The sequence below is a fragment of the Methylibium rhizosphaerae genome, assembly GCF_006386545.1.
GTDB classification, from domain to species: Bacteria; Pseudomonadota; Gammaproteobacteria; order Burkholderiales; family Burkholderiaceae_C; genus Pseudorivibacter; species Pseudorivibacter rhizosphaerae.
This window is the reverse complement of the sequence record NZ_SWAR01000052.1, coordinates 1-16,398: the sequence shown is the minus strand read 5'-3', so window position 1 is coordinate 16,398 and position 16,398 is coordinate 1. Positions and strand designations below refer to the sequence as shown.

General features: G+C 70.5%; 15 protein-coding genes and 1 pseudogene. 9 read left to right on the top strand and 7 right to left on the bottom strand.

The annotated features are described in order from the left end of the window. Together E8D38_RS24900 and E8D38_RS24895 are read right to left on the bottom strand one after the other, a co-directional pair. Positions 1-1,230 carry a PLP-dependent transferase gene (locus tag E8D38_RS24900; RefSeq protein WP_140636796.1) on the bottom strand — a complete coding sequence of 410 codons (1,230 nt, stop codon included), beginning with the start codon at positions 1,228-1,230 and terminating at the stop codon, positions 1-3. Next, positions 1,227-2,219, bottom strand: a complete 993-nt coding sequence (locus E8D38_RS24895) for a PfkB family carbohydrate kinase (protein ID WP_181179410.1) — start codon at positions 2,217-2,219, stop codon at positions 1,227-1,229. The genes E8D38_RS24900 and E8D38_RS24895 overlap by 4 nt, the downstream gene beginning before the upstream one ends. Positions 2,220-2,472: 253 nt before the next feature. Here E8D38_RS24895 and E8D38_RS24890 point away from each other — a divergent pair, with 253 nt between their 5' ends. The 6 genes from E8D38_RS24890 (at position 2,473) to E8D38_RS24865 (ending at position 7,454) form a co-directional block, all read left to right on the top strand. Then, positions 2,473-3,426 carry a sugar ABC transporter substrate-binding protein gene (locus tag E8D38_RS24890; protein ID WP_181179411.1) on the top strand — a complete coding sequence of 318 codons (954 nt, stop codon included), beginning with the start codon at positions 2,473-2,475 and terminating at the stop codon, positions 3,424-3,426. Between the two features lie 72 nt (positions 3,427-3,498). Further along, positions 3,499-4,455: an ABC transporter permease gene (locus tag E8D38_RS24885; RefSeq protein WP_140636790.1), complete on the top strand. Its 957-nt coding sequence runs from the start codon at positions 3,499-3,501 to the stop codon at positions 4,453-4,455. Beyond that, the gene (locus tag E8D38_RS24880; RefSeq protein ID WP_140636788.1) at positions 4,452-5,273 is read left to right on the top strand and encodes an ATP-binding cassette domain-containing protein; all 822 of its coding nucleotides are present in this window, start codon (positions 4,452-4,454) and stop codon (positions 5,271-5,273) included. The genes E8D38_RS24885 and E8D38_RS24880 overlap by 4 nt, the downstream gene beginning before the upstream one ends. Positions 5,274-5,285: 12 nt before the next feature. Further along, complete coding sequence (locus E8D38_RS24875; protein ID WP_140636786.1) at positions 5,286-5,738, top strand: RbsD/FucU family protein; 453 nt, start codon at positions 5,286-5,288, stop codon at positions 5,736-5,738. A gap of 16 nt (positions 5,739-5,754) precedes the next feature. After that, a complete protein-coding gene (locus tag E8D38_RS24870) occupies positions 5,755-6,987 on the top strand; it encodes an ROK family transcriptional regulator (RefSeq protein ID WP_140636783.1) in 1,233 nt (410 codons plus the stop codon). A gap of 2 nt (positions 6,988-6,989) precedes the next feature. Further along, the gene (locus tag E8D38_RS24865) at positions 6,990-7,454 is read left to right on the top strand and encodes a hypothetical protein (protein WP_140636781.1); all 465 of its coding nucleotides are present in this window, start codon (positions 6,990-6,992) and stop codon (positions 7,452-7,454) included. A 4-nt stretch (positions 7,455-7,458) separates the two neighbouring features. Here the strand turns inward: E8D38_RS24865 and rimO are convergent, their stop codons facing one another. The 3 genes from rimO to E8D38_RS24850 all read right to left on the bottom strand — a co-directional run bounded on the left by rimO (position 7,459) and on the right by E8D38_RS24850 (position 10,948). Further along, positions 7,459-8,832 carry a 30S ribosomal protein S12 methylthiotransferase RimO gene (gene rimO / locus E8D38_RS24860; protein WP_140636779.1) on the bottom strand — a complete coding sequence of 458 codons (1,374 nt, stop codon included), beginning with the start codon at positions 8,830-8,832 and terminating at the stop codon, positions 7,459-7,461. 132 nt (positions 8,833-8,964) lie between these two features. Beyond that, the gene (locus E8D38_RS24855) at positions 8,965-10,230 is read right to left on the bottom strand and encodes an MgtC/SapB family protein (RefSeq protein ID WP_140636778.1); all 1,266 of its coding nucleotides are present in this window, start codon (positions 10,228-10,230) and stop codon (positions 8,965-8,967) included. A 64-nt stretch (positions 10,231-10,294) separates the two neighbouring features. Further along, positions 10,295-10,948, bottom strand: coding sequence for a BON domain-containing protein (locus E8D38_RS24850; protein WP_140636776.1), 654 nt, complete (start codon positions 10,946-10,948; stop codon positions 10,295-10,297). A 189-nt stretch (positions 10,949-11,137) separates the two neighbouring features. On the opposite strand from E8D38_RS24850, the gene E8D38_RS24845 reads away from it, so the two are divergent. Continuing rightward, the gene (locus tag E8D38_RS24845; protein ID WP_140636774.1) at positions 11,138-11,563 is read left to right on the top strand and encodes a universal stress protein; all 426 of its coding nucleotides are present in this window, start codon (positions 11,138-11,140) and stop codon (positions 11,561-11,563) included. 6 nt (positions 11,564-11,569) lie between these two features. Here E8D38_RS24845 and E8D38_RS24840 read toward each other — a convergent pair whose 3' ends face one another. Beyond that, positions 11,570-13,309, bottom strand: coding sequence for a PHA/PHB synthase family protein (locus E8D38_RS24840; RefSeq protein ID WP_140636772.1), 1,740 nt, complete (start codon positions 13,307-13,309; stop codon positions 11,570-11,572). A gap of 113 nt (positions 13,310-13,422) precedes the next feature. Here E8D38_RS24840 and E8D38_RS24835 point away from each other — a divergent pair, with 113 nt between their 5' ends. Continuing rightward, complete coding sequence (locus tag E8D38_RS24835; protein WP_140636770.1) at positions 13,423-14,238, top strand: universal stress protein; 816 nt, start codon at positions 13,423-13,425, stop codon at positions 14,236-14,238. A gap of 3 nt (positions 14,239-14,241) precedes the next feature. Then, positions 14,242-15,951 (top strand): ABC1 kinase family protein, encoded by a 1,710-nt coding sequence (locus tag E8D38_RS24830; RefSeq protein ID WP_140636768.1) that lies wholly within the window; start codon positions 14,242-14,244, stop codon positions 15,949-15,951. A gap of 165 nt (positions 15,952-16,116) precedes the next feature. Here the strand turns inward: E8D38_RS24830 and E8D38_RS24825 are convergent. Further along, a pseudogene (locus tag E8D38_RS24825) lies at positions 16,117-16,398 on the bottom strand (transposase); the annotation flags it as partial.

Below are 16,398 nucleotides of genomic sequence, written 5' to 3'. Positions count from 1 at the left end.
TCATTCAGCCCCTCGGCCCCCTCTGCCCTTCAACACCTGCAGCGCCTGCTCGAGGTCCGCGATCAGGTCCTGCGCAGACTCCAGCCCCGCCGAGAACCGCACCAGCGCCCCGCCGTATGGAACCGGCAGGCTGCGCAGGCTCTGGGCGCGGTAAGGCACCGCCAGGCTCACCGGCCCGCCCCATGACCAGCCGATGCGGAACAGCCGCAGCGCGTTGACGAACGCATCCACCTGCGCCTGCGTGTAGCGGGCATCGAGCTCCACGGTGAAGAGGCCGGCGGCTGCGCTGCACAGTGATGCCCAGTGCTCATGCCCGGGCGATCCTTCCAGCGCCGGGTGCAGCACCCGCGTGATCTCCGGCCGGGCCCTGCACCAGTGCGCCAGCTGCCGCCCGGTGGCGTCCTGCGCGGCATAGCGCAGCGGCAGCGACGGCAGCGAGCGCAGCAGCGTCTCGACGTCGTTCGCGGCGACGCCCTGCCCCTGCCGGCTGCGCGACAGCGCCAGCTGCTCGTGCAGCTTCGAATCCGTGGTGGTGACCGAGCCCATCAGCACGTCGCCGCCGCCGGACGGGTATTTCGTCAGCGCATGCACGCTGATGTCCACCGCAAGCCCCTCGCCCAGGTCGAAGGGCTTGAAAGCCAGGCCCGCACCCCAGGTGTTGTCCAGCGCGACGACCGGCCGCGGCGCGGCCGCGCGCGCCAGCCGCACCAGGCCCCGCAGGTCGGGGAATTCCATCGTGACCGAGCCGGGCGCTTCGAGCCACACCAGCCGCGTGGCGGCAGACAGCAGCGATCCCAGCGAGCCGGCATCCGATGGGTCGTAGAAGCGGTGGGTGATGCCCCAGCGGGCCAGCTCGTGCCGCGCGAACTCGCGGCTGGGGCCGTAGACGTTGTCCGGCAGCAGCACCTCGTCGCCGGCCTTGAGCAGCGCCGTGTCCACCAGCGCGATGGCCGCCAGGCCGCTCGGCACGAGCAGCGTGTGGCGCCCGCCTTCGAGCGTGGCCAGGCGCTCCTCGAGGGTGAAGCTGGTCGGCGTGCCGTGCAGGCCGTAGGTGTAGCCGCTCTTGTCGATCCAGCGGCGTGCCCGCAGCGCGGCCACGTCGGGAAAGAAGATCGTCGAGCCCTTGAAGACGCCGGGCGCCACCGACTCGAAGTCCTGCGGCGGCAGATAGGGGTGGTGGATCAGCTCGGTGTCGAGCGCTCGCGGGGGCTTGCGGGGGTCTTGGGTCATCCGGCGATCGTAGCCAGCTTCACCCGCGCCTTCATCGCCTGTGCATCTTCCCAGCGAGCCGGGTCGCAGCCCACTCGCGTCACGTCGACGGAAGCGCCCGCCACCGCGAGCTGCAGCGCGTCCGCCAGTACCGGTGGTGACGCGCTGCCGAGCGCGGCCGGCTGCAGCACACCGGCGGCGTGCAGGCCGGCCACCAGGCCGGCCATGAAGCAGTCGCCCGCGCCCACCGTGTCCTGCACCACCAGACCCTCGGGCGGCTCGGCCCTCACCTGCAGGCTGCCGGTCAACAGATCGGCGCCCTGCGCGCCGCGGGTCAGCGCCACGATGCGGGTGGCCACGCCAGGCCTTTGCAGCAGCGAACGGGCCGCAACCACCAGCGCCTGCTCGTCCTGCAGGTCGGCCACCAGCCCCAGGTGCAGCAGGTCCTCGTCGCTCACCTTCACCAGATGCCCTTGTGCCAGCGCCTGCAGCACACCCTCGGCATAACGCGCCGCCTCGGGCACGACCGCCGGACGCAGGTTCGCGTCCACCGAAACCACACCGCCGGCGGCGGCCACCGCCTGGGCGATGCGGACATAGCGCCCCACGTCGTCGGGCACCAGCGCCAGCCCGCCGATGTGCACACCGGCGGCCTGACCCAGCTGCGGCAGCAGCGCCTCCACGTCGATGCGGCGATCGGCCACATGGGCGCGGTGGAAGCTGTAGCTGGCCTTGCCCTGCGCGTCGAGCGACACCACCGCGAGCGAGGTGGGCGCGTCGTCGGAGGCACCGGACAGCATGCGCACGCCGTCTTCCTGCAGCCGCTGCGCGAAGCGGCGGCCGAACGGGTCGTGGGACAGCGGGTTGGCATAGGCGGTGGGCACGCGCAGGCGCGCCAGCGCGATGCAGAAGTTGAAGACCGAGCCGCCGAGGCAGGCCTCATAGCGGCCATCGGGTTGCTGGATCAGGTCGATGAGGGCTTCGCCGGCGGCGACGAACAGGGCGGACATGGGCTTTCCCGGCAACGGACATGCGGCCACGGAAGAGCCGCGCATCGGCCGGATTTTTCGCGCCCTCCCTCCGCCCGGCATCGGGGTTTTCCATTAATAAAGTCGGTTGATTTATTAACGGATGCCTTCCTATACTTTTCCGCAAGCCGGCAATACGCGGCTGCACCGGCAACGCCGGGCTGAACCCAAACCACCAAAGGAGACGAGCTTGAAACCGATCCGCACCGCCTTCGCCCTCGCCGCCCTGGCTGCCATGTGCAGCGCACAAGCCGCCGACCAGCCGGTCATCGGCCTCATCACCAAGACCGAGACCAACCCCTTCTTCGTGAAGATGAAGGAAGGCGCGCAGCAGGCGGCCACGGCCAAGGGCGCCAAGCTGCTGTCCGCCGCCGGCAAGGCCGACGGCGACAACGCCGGCCAGGTGACCGCGATCGAGAACATGATGGCCGCCGGCGCCAAGACCATCCTCATCACGCCGAACGACTCCAAGGCCATCGTGCCGGCCGTCAAGAAGGCCCGCGAAAAGGGCGTGATGGTCATCGCGCTGGACAGCCCCACCGAGCCGGTGGAGGCGGTGGACGCGCTCTTCGCGACCGACAACTTCAAGGCCGGCGTGCTGATCGGGCAGTACGCCAAGGCAGCGCTGGGCGGCAAGCCGGCCAGGATCGCCACGCTCGACCTGTTCCCCGGCCACCCGGTGGGCATCCAGCGCCACAACGGCTTCCTCGCCGGCTTCAACGGCGCCAAGGCCGATGCCAAGACGACCGAGCTGCTCAAGACCCCCGACGTGGTGTGCATGGCCGACAGCTACGGCGACCAGGCCAAGGGCCAGACCGGCATGGAGAACTGCCTCCAGAAGAACCCCGACATCAACCTCGTCTACACGATCAACGAGCCGGCCGCCGCCGGTGCGTACAAGGCGCTCAAGGCCGCCGGCAAGGAAAAGAACGTGCTGATCGTGTCGGTGGACGGCGGCTGCCAGGGCGTGCGCGACGTGAAGGCCGGCAACATCGCCGCCACCTCGCAGCAGTACCCGCTGAAGATGGCCGCCATGGGCGTCGAAGCCGGCGTCGAGTATGCGAAGACCGGCAAGAAGGTCGCCGGCTACACCGACACCGGCGTCATGCTGATCGCCGACAAGTCCGTCTCGGGCGTGGACAGCAAGGACACCAAGACCGGCCTCGACCTCTGCTGGGGCAAGAAGTAAGGCGGGTGCACCATGGGACTCTCCGCTCATGACCGCGGGGGCCTTGGTGCCCCTGCCCTCAACGCCCGCAACATGACCGCCTGGAAACACCACCTGCCGCCGATGGCCACGCTGGGCCCGCTGCTGGCCCTGCTGGCCGCCTGCGTGTTCTTCTCGTTCCAGTCCGACCGCTTCCTGTCGGCGGGCAACTTCTCGCTGATCCTGCAGCAGGTCATGGTGGTGGGCGTCATCGCCATCGGCCAGACGCTGATCATCCTCACCGCCGGCATCGATCTGTCGTGCGGCATGGTCATGGCGCTGGGCTCCATCGTCATGAGCAAGTTCGCGGTGGACCACGGCCTGCCGCCCCTGCTGGCCATTGCCTGCGGCATGGCGGTGACCATGGGCTTCGGCCTGCTCAACGGCCTGCTGGTCACCAAGATCAAGCTGCCGCCCTTCATCGTGACGCTGGGCACGATGAACATCGCCTTCGCGGTGACGCAGCTGTACGCCGCGGCGCAGACAGTGACCGACCTGCCGGCCGAGCACACCTGGCTGGGCAACACTTTCGGCTTCGGCGACACCAGCATGAACTACGGCACGGTGCTCATGCTCGCGCTGTACGCGCTCATGTGGTGGGGCCTGCGCGACACGGCGCCCGGCCGCCACGTCTACGCGGTGGGCAACAACAAGGAAGCCGCGCGCCTGACCGGCATTTCCACCGACCGCGTGCTGATCTGCGTGTACGTGCTGGCCGGGCTGTTCTACGGCATCGCCTCGCTGCTTTCGATCGCCCGCACCGGCGTCGGCGACCCGCAGGCCGGCCAGACCGAGAACCTGGACAGCATCACCGCGGTGGTGCTGGGCGGCACCAGCCTGTTCGGCGGCCGCGGGCTCATCATCGGCACGCTGATCGGCGCGCTCATCGTGGGCGTGTTCCGCAACGGCCTCACGCTGATGGGCGTGTCGTCGGTCTACCAGATCCTCATCACCGGCATCCTCGTCATCCTCGCGGTGGCGACCGACCAACTCTCGCACCGCTCACGATGAACGCACCCCTCCCCCACTCCGTGGCGGCCGCTGCCGCCAACGTGCCGGTGCTGCAGGCGCGCGGCCTGGTCAAGCGCTACGGCCATGTCACCGCCCTCGACGGCGCCGACTTCGAAGTGCGCGCCGGCGAGATCCTGGCGGTGATCGGCGACAACGGCGCCGGCAAGTCCAGCCTCATCAAGGCGCTGTCGGGCGCCCTGGTGCCCGACGAAGGCGAGATCCTGCTCGACGGCCGGCCGGTCCACTTCAAGAGCCCGATCGACGCGCGCCGCCAGGGCATCGAGACGGTCTACCAGGACCTCGCCGTCGCCCCCGCGATGACCATCGCCGAGAACCTGTTCCTCGGCCGCGAGGTGCTGAAGCCTGGCCTCATGGGCAGGCTGCTCAAGGTGCTCGACAAGCCGCGCATGCTCAAGGAGGCCACCACCCACATGGCGGACCTGAAGATCGGCATCCGCTCGATGACCCAGGCGGTCGAAACCCTCTCCGGCGGCCAGCGCCAGGGCGTGGCGGTGGCCCGCAGCGCGGCCTTCGCGCGGCACGTGGTCATCATGGACGAGCCCACCGCCGCGCTCGGCGTGAAGGAAGGCAACATGGTGCTGGAGCTCATCCGCCGGGTGCGCGACAAGGGCCTGCCGGTCATCCTCATCAGCCACAACATGCCGCACGTGTTCGAGATCGCCGACCGCATCCACGTGCAGCGGCTCGGCCGGCGCGCCGCGGTGCTCAACCCCCGGGGCATCTCGATGTCGGACACGGTGGCGGTGATGACCGGCGCCATGAAGATCGAGGACCTGCCCGCCGAAGCGCTGGCCTGAAGGCTGCCCACCATGCTCAAGAACATCGACCCGCTGCTGTCGCCCGAGCTGCTGCACGTGCTCGCCGCCATGGGCCACGGCGACGAGATCGTGGTGGCCGACGCCAACTTCACCGCCGAGACCCTGGCCGGCGGCAAGCCGGTGATCCGGCTGCCCGGCGTGGGCCTGCAGCGCGCCTGCGAAGCCGTGCTGTCGGTGCTGCCGCTCGACGCCGATGGCGGCCCGCCGGCGTGCTACATGCAGGTCAGCGGCCGGCCCGAAGGCTTCGTCTCGGCGGTGCAGCGCGGCGTCATCGAATGGATGGCCTCGCACGACATCTGCGAAGCCGCCCAGGCCATCGAACGTTTTGCGTTCTACGATCGCGTGCGCTCGTCGGCCCGCGCCATCGTGGTCACGGGCGAACTGCAACCCTTCGCCAACTTCATCTTCCGCAAGGGCGTGATCGCCCAGGTCCTAGCGGCCTAGCGCCGCCCTCGAACCGATGCTCCAAGAAGCGAGTCCAGCCGCCGCCGCGCAGCCGCACCTCAAACCCCGGGGCTCGAACCAGGGCGGCGTGCGCGAATTCAACGAGCGCGTGGTGCTGCAGGCCATCCGCCTGCACGGCCCCACGCCGAAGGCCGAGCTGGCACGGCTCACCCACCTCTCGGCGCAGGCCATCTCGCTCATCATCGCGGGCCTGCTGGACGACGGCCTCGTCACCAAGCGGGAGCCCGTGCGCGGCAAGGTGGGCCAACCCTCGGTGCCCATCGCACTGGCCCCCGACGGCGCCTTCACGCTGGGTATCGAGATCGGCCGGCGCAGCGCCGATGTGCTGCTGATGGACTTCGCCGGCCAGGTGCGCGAGCGGCGCTCGGTGAGCTATGCCTTCCCGGACCCCGGCACCCTGTTCGGCCATCTGCAGGCCCTGATCGGCGACGTGCGGGCCAGCCTCGGCCCGGCGCTGGCCGGCCGCCTGTGCGGCGCCGGCGTGGCGGCGCCGCTGTCCATCGGCGGCTGGCAGCAGGTGCTGGGCATCTCGGACGAGCAGGCCCACCACTGGGACGGCGTCGACATCCGCCAGCGCATCGAGGCCATCACCGGGCTGCCGGTCGAATTCGCCAAGGACACCGCGGCCGCCTGCGTGGCCGAACTGGTGGCCGGGCGCGGCCGCAGCATGCGCACCTTCCTGCACGTGTTCGTCGACACCTTCATCGGCGGCGGCCTGGTCATCGACAGCCACCTGCGCGGCGGGGTGCACGGCAACGCCGGCGCGGTGGGCTCGTTCGCCCTGTCGGCCACCCAGGAGGGCCGGCAGATGCCGCCCCAGCTGCTGAGCTCGGCATCGCTGTTCAACCTTGAACGCCTGTTCGCCGAGGCCGGGCTCGACCCGGCGGCCTGCAACGACGAGCGCGCGCTGCAAGGCGAGTGGCTTGCGCACACCGAGGCCTGGCTGCGGCAGGCTGCCGGCGGCATCGCGCTGGCGATACACAACGCCGCCTGCCTGCTCGACCTCGAAGCGGTGATCGTCGACGGCTCATTCCACCCCACGCTGCTCGACGCGCTGATGCGTTGCATCGCCCGCGCGCAGGACGCCTACAGCTGGGAAGGCGTCTGGCGGCCCCAGGTGCTGCCGGGCACCATCGGCTCCGACGCCCGGGCGATCGGCGGCGCCCTGCTGCCCCTGTATGCGCAGTTCGCGCCCGACCGCGACCTGTTCCTGAAGCTGGGAGCCTGACCATGCCCCATTCCCATTGGCAGGCGGTCAAGGGGGTGGTGATGCCCGGCCACCAGGTGGCCTCCGGGCGCGGCGAGACCTCGCCCTACCCCGACAGCTCCATCCGGATGCAGAAGCCCTTCTTCCGCGAACGCGGGCTCGACCTCGACGGTCTGTTCGAAGGCACGCTCAACATCTCGATCGCCCCCTGGACGTTCCGCCTGCTGGCGCCCCGATGGACCTTCGAGCGTGTCGAATGGACCCCGCTGCACCCGCCCGAGACCTTCTCGTTCTCGGGCTGCCAGCTGGTCTGCGAAGGCCGCCTGTACGAAGGCTGCTGGGTCTACTACCCGCATCCGCAGACCAAAAAGACCCACTTCCAGTCGCCCAGCATCGTGGAGGTGCTGGCGCCGGAGATTGAGGGACTGCGCTACGACGCACGCGTCGAGGTGAGGCTCGACGCCCGCGAGATCGAGTTGCTGCGCTGACGGCTCAGATCGGCTGCGCGATCAGGTCGTGGCCCTCGGCCGCCACGATGCGGGCACGGGTGAACTCGCCGACCTTCAGCGTCTTCGACGCCTTCTCGGGCGGCAGCAGCTTCACCGTCCCGTCGATCTCCGGCGCGTCGGCATAGCTGCGGCCCACGCCGCCCTTGCGGCCCAGTGCCGGGGCGGAATCCACCAGCACCTGCATCGTGGCGCCGATGCGCTCGCGCAGCTTGGCGGCAGACACCTCCTCGGCCACCGCCATGAAGCGCGCACGGCGCTCCTCGCGCACCTCGTCGGGCAGGGCGCCCGGCAGGTCATTGGCGCTGGCCCCCTCCACCGGCGAATAGGCAAAACAGCCGGCGCGGTCGATGCGGGCCTCGCGCATGAAGTCGAGCAGGTATTCGAACTCTGCCTCGGTTTCGCCGGGGAAGCCGGCGATGAAGGTGGAACGCACCACGATCTCCGGGCAGATCTCGCGCCAGCGCGACAGGCGCTCCAGGTTCTTCTCGCCGCTGGCCGGCCGCTTCATGCGCTTGAGCACGTCGGGGTGGGCATGCTGGAACGGCACGTCCAGGTAGGGCAGCACCCGGCCGGAGGCCATGAGCGGCAGCACCTCGTCGACGTGCGGGTACGGATACACGTAGTGCAGCCGCACCCAGGCGCCGTGCCTGTCGGCCAGATCGGCGAGCTTCTCCACCAGGTCGAGCATGCGGGTCTTGACCGGCTTGCCGTCCCAGAAGCCGGTGCGGTACTTCACGTCCACGCCGTAGGCCGAGGTGTCCTGGCTGATGACGAGCAGCTCCTTCACGCCGCCTTCGAACAGAGCCTGCGCCTCCTTGAGCACGTCGCCCACCGGCCTCGAGACCAGGTCGCCGCGCATGCTGGGAATGATGCAGAACGCGCAGCGGTGGTTGCAGCCCTCGCTGATCTTCAGGTAGGCGTAGTGCTTGGGCGTGAGCTTGACGCCGGCGGCCGGCACCAGGTCGACGAAGGGGTCGTGCGGCTTGGGCACGTGCTGGTGCACCGCGTCCATCACCTCCTGGGTGGCATGCGGGCCGGTGACGGCCAGCACCTTGGGGTGCACCTGCTTCACCAGGTTGTCGCCGCCCTCGCCTGCCTTGGCGCCCAGGCAGCCGGTGACGATGACCCGGCCGTTGCTGGCCAGCGCCTCGCCGATGGTGTCCAGGCTTTCCTTCACCGCGTCGTCGATGAAGCCGCAGGTGTTGACGATCACCAGGTCGGCGCCCTCGAAGGTCTTGCTGGTGGCGTAACCCTCGGCGCTGAGCTGGGTGAGGATGAGTTCGGAATCGGTCAGGGCCTTGGGGCAGCCCAGGCTGACGAAACCGATCTTGGGGGTGGAGGTGGTGGCGGACGACATGGGGCGTGATTTTCCCGCGGCCGGGGCCCGGGATGTGGCTGGTTTTCGGGCGGGCCGTGCAGGACGAACGGGTTTGCCCGGTCTCAGGCGGGACGCGAGTCTACCGAAACGGCCGCATCGGCCCTGGCGGTTTCAGCCGGCGGAAGCCGCCAGCGCCACGGCCCCGCCGGCCACGGCGGCGGCGAAACCCGCGACAACGCGCCAGCCCAGCCACCGGCCGCCCACTCCCCAGGCCAGCAGCCCTTTCGACAGCAGGTTGCTGGCCATCACCAGCAGCAAGGCATTCGATGCGGCGGAGGTGACGACTCCGTCGAGCGCGTGCAGCCGCGCGATCGACACCGTCATCGCGTCCACGTCGGCCAGCCCCGAAAGCGCCGCCAGGGCGTACAGCCCGGCGTCGCCCCAGGTGTCGCGCAGGGCCTGCGTCAGCACGCTCACCGCCGCCATGAGCGCGGCAAACGAGAGCGCGGTCATCAGGTCGTAGCGGGCCTCGACCGGCGACTTCCGGTCATCCGCCTCGCCGCGCCTTCCGCTGCGCCACAGCCAGGCCCCGGCGGCGAAAACGATCGCGGCCATCGCCCCCAGCGGCCAGGCCATCGACGACAGCAGCACCGGCTGCAGGGCCGCCAGCAGGATGCCGATCCGCACGAACATCACGCCGCACGAGAGCAGCACGCCGGCCGCGAGGCTGGCGGCGGCGCCCGGCTGCTCCCGAGAGCGGCGCGCCAGCGCCACCGTCACCGCGGTGGACGAGGCGAGCCCGCCCAGGAGCCCGGTCAGGACCACGCCGTCGCGCGGTCCGGCCAGCCGCATCGCGAAATGCCCGGCCAGCGACAGCCCCGCCACCAGCACCACCGCCAGCCAGAGCCGGTACGGGTTGAGTGCGCCATAAGGACCCATGCCGGTATCCGGCAGCAGCGGCCACACCACGGCCGACAGCACCCCCAGCTGCAGCGCGGCCCGCAGCTCGTCGGCCTCCACCAGGCGCAGCCAGCGGTGCAGCACCGGCTTCATGTCGAGCAGCACCGCCGTCAGCACCGCGCAGCCGACCGCCACGGCCGCCTGCTCGAGCGCCGCCAGCGCGCCGAGCACAAGGGTGACGAGCGCCGCCACGAGTGAAGTCAGGCTGCGGCTGCCCGTCTCCCGCAAGGTGATGGCATAGGCCACGGCAAAGGCGCCGCCCACGCCCAGGATGCCGGCGACCAGCGGCCCGGCGCCCAGCGCCGGCTGCAGCAGCGCGAGCGCCCCGCCCAGCAGTCCGAGCAGCGCGAAGGTTCGAAGTCCCGCCACCCGGGCGCCCTCTGCCAGGCCGCGGTCGCGCCAGCCCCGTTCCAGTCCGACGATGAGGCCGACAGCCAGGGCGGCTGCCAGCCGGGCAGCGGCTGTCGATGTGTCCATCGGCCCATCTTCGGGCGGTCGCCGTGCTGCCGGCTTGACAGGCGTCAAGGCCGGCCGTGGGCGATCAAGGGCCCACGTCGATCTCGTTGATGACGCAGCGCACGCCGGGCGCCGCCCACGCGGCGCCCTGTGCCGCGTCGCGCTCCTGCCACGAATGCACCCGTCCCGCCAGCTTCACGGTCGAGCCGTTCACCTCGACCTGCACGCGATGGGCTTGCCGCACCGCCTGGCGCCGGAGCGCCGCTTCGATGCAGGCCGCCACGTTGGTCGGCGTCGGCCGCTGCCGGATCACGATCTCGTTGCACAGACCGGTCAGGCCGGTGAGGTGGCGCAGCAGCTGCTCGACGCTGCGGCGCTGCGAGTCCCAGTCGACTTCGCCGTGCAGGGTGATGCAGCCGTGGTCCACGCCCAGCCGCACGTTGTCGACCTGCACCAGCGTCTGCCCGCGCAGCGCATGTTCGGCCGCCGCCGCGATCTCCGCGTCGCTGCGCACCTGCGCCGGCGGCAGCACCACCTGCAACTCCATCGCGATGGCCTTCACGCCCGGCACGCGGCGCAGCGCCTGCTCGACGGCATGCTTCTGGGACAGCGTGTCGACATGACCGCTCACGCAGACCAGGCCCCGCCGCACGGACAGGTCGATGGCTCCCGCATTGACGGCGGGATCCCAGGCCAGCTCGGCCATCACGTCCTTCTTGAGGTCTGCGTCCGGTTGCACGATGCGCCTCCTGTGCCGCGGAACCCCCAATCTAGCCAGCGCATCACCCGCGCGCTTGCGCCAGATCAGCCCCGCAGCGCATGCGACCCATGCCCCGCGGACTTGCGCTTGCTCAAGGCAGGGCCGCCCTGCCTGGCCTACCTTGTGCGCACGAGCACAACGACCTCCGTCGACGGACGGACCACCACCATGAAGATCCTGCTTGCGGTTGACGGCAGCGCGTACACCCGGCACATGCTGGCCTACCTCGCCGCCCATGAGGAATGGCTCGCCCCGTCGAGCCAGTTCACCGTGCTGCATGCGCTGCTGCCGCTGCCCAACGGCCTGGCCGCGCTGCTGAGCGATGCCGACGTCCGGGCCCGCTATGAAACCGAGGCCGAAGAGGTGTTCAGGCCGATCCGCCGCTTCCTGGAGATGCATGCGATCGACGCGCTGTTCCTGCACCAGGTGGGCGACCCCGGCAAGCTGGTCGCGGCATCGGCTGAAAAGGGCGGCTTCGACCTGGTGATGCTCGGCTCACACGGCCACGGCGCCCTCGCCAACGTGGTGCTCGGCTCGGTCGCGACCAAGGTGCTGGCCCGCTGCAAGGTGCCGGTGCTGGTGGTGAGGAGCTGACGCGGCTCACTGCCGCACGTACTCGCCGGGCGCGTCGCACAGCGGCACCAGCCGCGAACGGCCGCGCCCGCCGACCGGCAGGGGCGCCTGGCGCGCGCGCGTCCCGTGCTGCACCAGCCATTCATGCCATGTCGGCCACCACGAACCGGGAAGGCGGCGCGCCCGCTCGGCCCAAGCCTGCGCACCGAGGTGCGGCGCGTCGGCCGGCGTCACGGCAACACGGTGGCTGATCATCGGCGCAGCGTCGCGCGGCGGGTTCACGATGCCCACGTTGTGGCCGCCGGTGGTCAGCACGAACAGGATCTCGGTGTGCGTCAGCTGGTGCACCTTGTAGACCGAACGCCACGGCGACACGTGGTCGCGCTCGGTGCCCACCACGAACATCGGCAGCCGGATGTCGTCCAGCGACACCGGGCTGCCGTCCACCTCGTAGCGCCCTTCGGCCAGCTGGTTGCCTAGGTACAACCTTCGCAGGTAGTCGCTGTGCATGCGCGCCGGCATGCGGGTGGCGTCGGCGTTCCAGGCGTGCAGGTCGTCCAGCGGCGTGGTGTTGCCCATCAGGTATTCGTGCACGAGCTTGGACCACACGAGGTCCTTCGAGTTGATGAGCGCGAAGGCGCCCGCCATCTGCCGCCCGTCGAGCACGCCCTGCTCGGCCATCACGTCCTCCAGGAAGGCGACCTGGCTTTCGTCGATGAACAGGCCCAGCTCGCCGGGCTCCTTGAAGTCCACCTGGCCGGCCAGCACCGACAGCGACGCGAGCGCCGAGTCGCCGGCCTGCCGGGCCAGCACCGCGGCGGCGATGGCCGCCAGCGTGCCGCCCAGGCAATAGCCCGCCAGGTGGACCTTGCGGCCCGGCTGGGCGCGCCGCACCGCCGCCAGCGCATCGAGCACCCCCAGCCGCAGGTAGTCGTCCATGCCGAGGTCGGCGTCGGCCGGGCCCGGGTTGCGCCACGACACCATGAAGACGGTGTGCCCCTGCCCCACCAGGTAACGCACCATCGAGTTGCCGGGCGACAGGTCGAGGATGTAGTACTTCATGATCCAGGACGGCACCAGCAGCACCGGCTCCGCCAGCACGGTGCGCGTGGCCGGCTCGTACTGGATCAGCTCGACGAGCCGGTTGCGCCAGACCACCTTGCCGGGGGTGAGCGCCACCGCCTCGCCGGGGCGGAAGCGCTCGGCGCCCGGCGGCGGGCTGTCGGTGGCCACCAGCATGGCGTCTCGCGCCCAGTTCGCGAAACCCTGCAGCAGGTTGGCGCCGCCGCTTTCGAGCGCGGCCTGGAGCACCTGCGGGTTGGTCGGCACGAAGTTCGACGGCGACACGGTGTCCAGCAGCTGGCGGGCCATGAACTCCGCCACGTGTTCGTGATGGGCCGCCACTCCGCGCATGCCGGTGGTGGCCTCGTCCCACCATTGCTGGGTCAGCAGGAAGGCCCGGGCCAGCAGGTTGTAGGGCGGCTGCTGCCATTGCGGCGGCGCGAAGCGCTTGTCCTGCGAGATCGACTCGTTCAGCGCCCGGGCGTCGCCCTGCGCCATGTCGCGCAGGGTGAGCAGCCAGGCCAGCCCCTTCTGCTGGGCACTGGTGGCCAGCTGCATCTGCTTGCCTGGTGAAGCCAGCAGGTGCAGCCACCAGTCATGGAAGGCCAGCGCCAGGGCGGCCGGCGAAATGCCGTGCGTGAGCCGTCCGATGGCCGCCTTCAGGGGCACGTCGGTGAGATAGCGCGCAGGTTCGGGCCGGTTCATGCTGGCGCCGATGTTGCGCCGCAGCCGATGCCCCTGCCTTGCGCTGGCTCAAGCCGCCCGGGCGCCGGCGTTTCCAGAATGGGCCAGTCCCCTTCCAACCCGAGGAGCACCCCATGTACCGAAGCCTGCTGGTTCATCTGGACGATCAGGCCCCCTGCGCCGCGCGGGTGGAGCTGGCCATGCGGCTGGCGCGCCGCCTCGAATGCCACCTGGTGGGCCTGGCCCCGGCGGGCCGCAGGCCGGTGTCGCTGGGCCTCGAGGGCTCGGTGATGCTGGAGCAGAGCATGGAGCACCTGCGCCGCACGGCGCGGCACACGGCCAGCCTCTTCGAGGAAACCTGCCGCGCCGCCGGGCTCACGTCGGTGGAAAGCGTGGTCGACACCGACGACACCGCGCGCTCGGTGGTCAACCACGCCCGTTGCAGCGACCTGGTCGTCATCGGGCAGGGGGAACGCGACGACGATCGCGAGGCCGTGGAGCAGGTGGTGCTGCAAAGCGCCCGGCCCACGCTGGTGGTTCCTTATGCCGGCCGGCTCGACACGCTGGCCGAGCGGGTGCTGGTGGGCTGGAACGACGGCCCCGAGGCCGCCCGCGCTGTGGCCGATGCGATGCCGCTGCTGTGCCGCGCGAAGGAGGTCCACGTCGTGCAATGCGACACCCCGGTCGACGAGGTGCATGCAGGCGACACCAGCAGGAAGCTCGAGGCGGTGCGCCGCTGGCTCATGTGGCACGGCGTGGACGCGCAGGTGCGGCTCGAAGCCACCGAGATCGACGTCGGCAACGCCCTGCTTTCGCGCGCTGCCGACCTGGGTGCCGACCTGCTGGTGATGGGCGCCTATGGCCGCCCGCGCTGGACGGAGCGTGTGCTGGGCGGCGCCACGCGCACGCTGCTGGCCAGCATGACGCTGCCGGTCCTGATGTCGCACTGAGAAATGGCGGCGCAGAACCCGTCTGCGGCAGCGGATCATCCCCCCGCCAACGGCCTGGGCGAGCTGGACCGCCTGCAGCAGATCGTCGGCGTCCTGCTGCGCCACGGCTTCGAGGACCTGGTCAGGCGGCTCGGCGGCGCCCACCTGCTCGCGGCCGCCGGCCGGGCGTCCCACCGCAACGGCATCAGCCTGCAGGCACGGCTCGCACCGCCCGCACGGCTGCGCTGCGCGCTCGAGGAACTCGGGCCGGCTTTCGTGAAGCTGGGCCAGGTGCTGGCCGGCCGGGTGGACCTGCTCGGTCCGGAATGGATCGCCGAACTCGAGAAGCTGCACAACCATGTGCCGGCGGTGCCTTTCGAGCAGCTGAAGCCCCAGTTGGTGTCCTGCCTCGGCGGTGATCCGCACGAGGTGTTCGCCTGGTTCGACGAGCAGCCGCTGGCCGCCGCATCCATCGCCCAGGTGCATCGCGCGCGCCTGCATGACGGCCAGGAGGTCGTCGTCAAGATCCGCCGCCCGGGGGTGAGCGAAACCATCGGCGCCGACGTCAGGCTGCTCGAGCGCATCGCGGCGTCGGCGGTGCGGCACTGGCCCGAGCTGGAGCCGTACCGGCCGGTCGAGCTGGTGCGCGAATTTGCGAGGTCCCTGGCGCGCGAGCTCGATTTCACCCAGGAATGCCGCAATGCCGAACGCATCGCAGGCCAGTTCGCCGGGCACCCGGAGGTGGTGATCCCGAAGGTGATCTGGACGTGGACCCATGAAGGCGTGAACGTCCAGGAATGGATCGACGGCATCCCGGGCGGGGACCTCGCCCGCGTGGACGAAGCCGGGCTCGACCGCCAGGAGCTCGCCCGCAAGGGGGCGGCCCTGGTGATGAAGATGGTCATCACCGACGGCTTCTTTCATGCCGACCCGCACCCGGGCAACGTGATCTACCTGCCGGGCAACCGCATCGCGCTGATCGACTTCGGCATGGTGGGCAAGCTGTCCGACCGGCGCCGCTCGGAGCTGCTCGACCTGCTGCTGGGGCTGGTGAAGCGCGATGCAGAGTCGGTGGTCGAAGTGCTGCTCGACTGGACCGGAGGCGGCCGGGTCTCGGTGGCGACCCTGGCCGCCGACATCGACAACTTCCTCGACGCCTATCACGGCGTGCCGCTCGCCGAACTCAACCTCGGCCGGCTGCTGCTGGACGTGACGTCCGTCCTGCGGGCGCACCGGCTCATGCTGCCGGCCGACCTGGCGCTGCTGATCAAGGTGTTCATCACGCTCGAAGGCCTGGGCCGCGGGCTGGACCCGAGCTTCCACATGGCCCAGGAGGCCCTGCCGCTCCTGCGGACGGCGGTGCGGGCACGCTACCGGCCGGCCGCCCTGTGGCAGCAGGCCTGGCGTTCAGTGCAGCGCGCCGCAAGCGTTCTCGGCGGACTGCCGGACGATCTGGTGCGCATGGTGCGTGCCGTCAGGCGCAGCGGGGTGCAGGTGCATGTCGAGGTACACGGCCTGCAGCAGTCGGTGGACCAGCTCGACGCGGCGGTGAGCCGGCTCACCGTGGGCCTGGTGGTGGCCGCGCTCATCATCGGTTCGTCGATCGTGATGACCGTCGATGCCGGCCCCCGCCTGTTCGGCCTGCCGGCCTTCGGACTGATGGGCTTCACCGTGGCCGTGCTCGGCGCGTTGTGGCTGCTGCGGTCCATCCACCGCAGCGGGCGGCACCGCTGACGGGCCCTAGGAGGCTGAGAGGGTTGGGGTGAGGGGCGACGGCCAGGGCCGAGCGACGTCGATGTCTGAACAGACAAACAGCGTCATGGCGCCAGCTTCGGTCGCCGATGCGCTCGCAATGAGGCCCTTCGAGGCCCTCAGACCGCCTGCAAGGTGCACATCCTTCTGAGCCCCGCCCTTGGGCTTGCCGTCCTTGCCGCGGGGCTTGCGATCCTCGTCGTCGCTGCGCCCGCGCTTGATGTCCGCCTCGCGCTGGCCCTGCTTGTCCAGCTCGGGTTCGTTCTTCTCGGCCTCGTCGGCGGACTTGCCCTTGTTCAGCAGCGCGGCGATCTTGCGCGAGCTGAACACGCCGCTGGCATAGGCGTACACGAGCACCTTGACCATCATGGCCGGGTGGAACGGCTGGTTGCGCGGGCCGCCACTGTTGTAGCGGGCGTGGAACGCGCT

Coding starts and splice junctions, on each gene's coding strand:
- E8D38_RS24855 (WP_140636778.1), bottom strand. CDS start 10,230: ATGGACACATCGACAGCCGCTGCCCGGCTGGCAGCCGCCCTGGCTGTC.
- E8D38_RS24845 (WP_140636774.1), top strand. CDS start 11,138: ATGAAGATCCTGCTTGCGGTTGACGGCAGCGCGTACACCCGGCACATG.
- E8D38_RS24895 (WP_181179410.1), bottom strand. CDS start 2,219: ATGTCCGCCCTGTTCGTCGCCGCCGGCGAAGCCCTCATCGACCTGATC.
- E8D38_RS24890 (WP_181179411.1), top strand. CDS start 2,473: ATGTGCAGCGCACAAGCCGCCGACCAGCCGGTCATCGGCCTCATCACC.
- E8D38_RS24870 (WP_140636783.1), top strand. CDS start 5,755: ATGCTCCAAGAAGCGAGTCCAGCCGCCGCCGCGCAGCCGCACCTCAAA.
- E8D38_RS24840 (WP_140636772.1), bottom strand. CDS start 13,309: ATGAACCGGCCCGAACCTGCGCGCTATCTCACCGACGTGCCCCTGAAG.
- E8D38_RS24865 (WP_140636781.1), top strand. CDS start 6,990: ATGCCCCATTCCCATTGGCAGGCGGTCAAGGGGGTGGTGATGCCCGGC.
- E8D38_RS24880 (WP_140636788.1), top strand. CDS start 4,452: ATGAACGCACCCCTCCCCCACTCCGTGGCGGCCGCTGCCGCCAACGTG.
- rimO (WP_140636779.1), bottom strand. CDS start 8,832: ATGTCGTCCGCCACCACCTCCACCCCCAAGATCGGTTTCGTCAGCCTG.
- E8D38_RS24875 (WP_140636786.1), top strand. CDS start 5,286: ATGCTCAAGAACATCGACCCGCTGCTGTCGCCCGAGCTGCTGCACGTG.
- E8D38_RS24885 (WP_140636790.1), top strand. CDS start 3,499: ATGACCGCCTGGAAACACCACCTGCCGCCGATGGCCACGCTGGGCCCG.
- E8D38_RS24900 (WP_140636796.1), bottom strand. CDS start 1,230: ATGACCCAAGACCCCCGCAAGCCCCCGCGAGCGCTCGACACCGAGCTG.
- E8D38_RS24835 (WP_140636770.1), top strand. CDS start 13,423: ATGTACCGAAGCCTGCTGGTTCATCTGGACGATCAGGCCCCCTGCGCC.
- E8D38_RS24830 (WP_140636768.1), top strand. CDS start 14,242: ATGGCGGCGCAGAACCCGTCTGCGGCAGCGGATCATCCCCCCGCCAAC.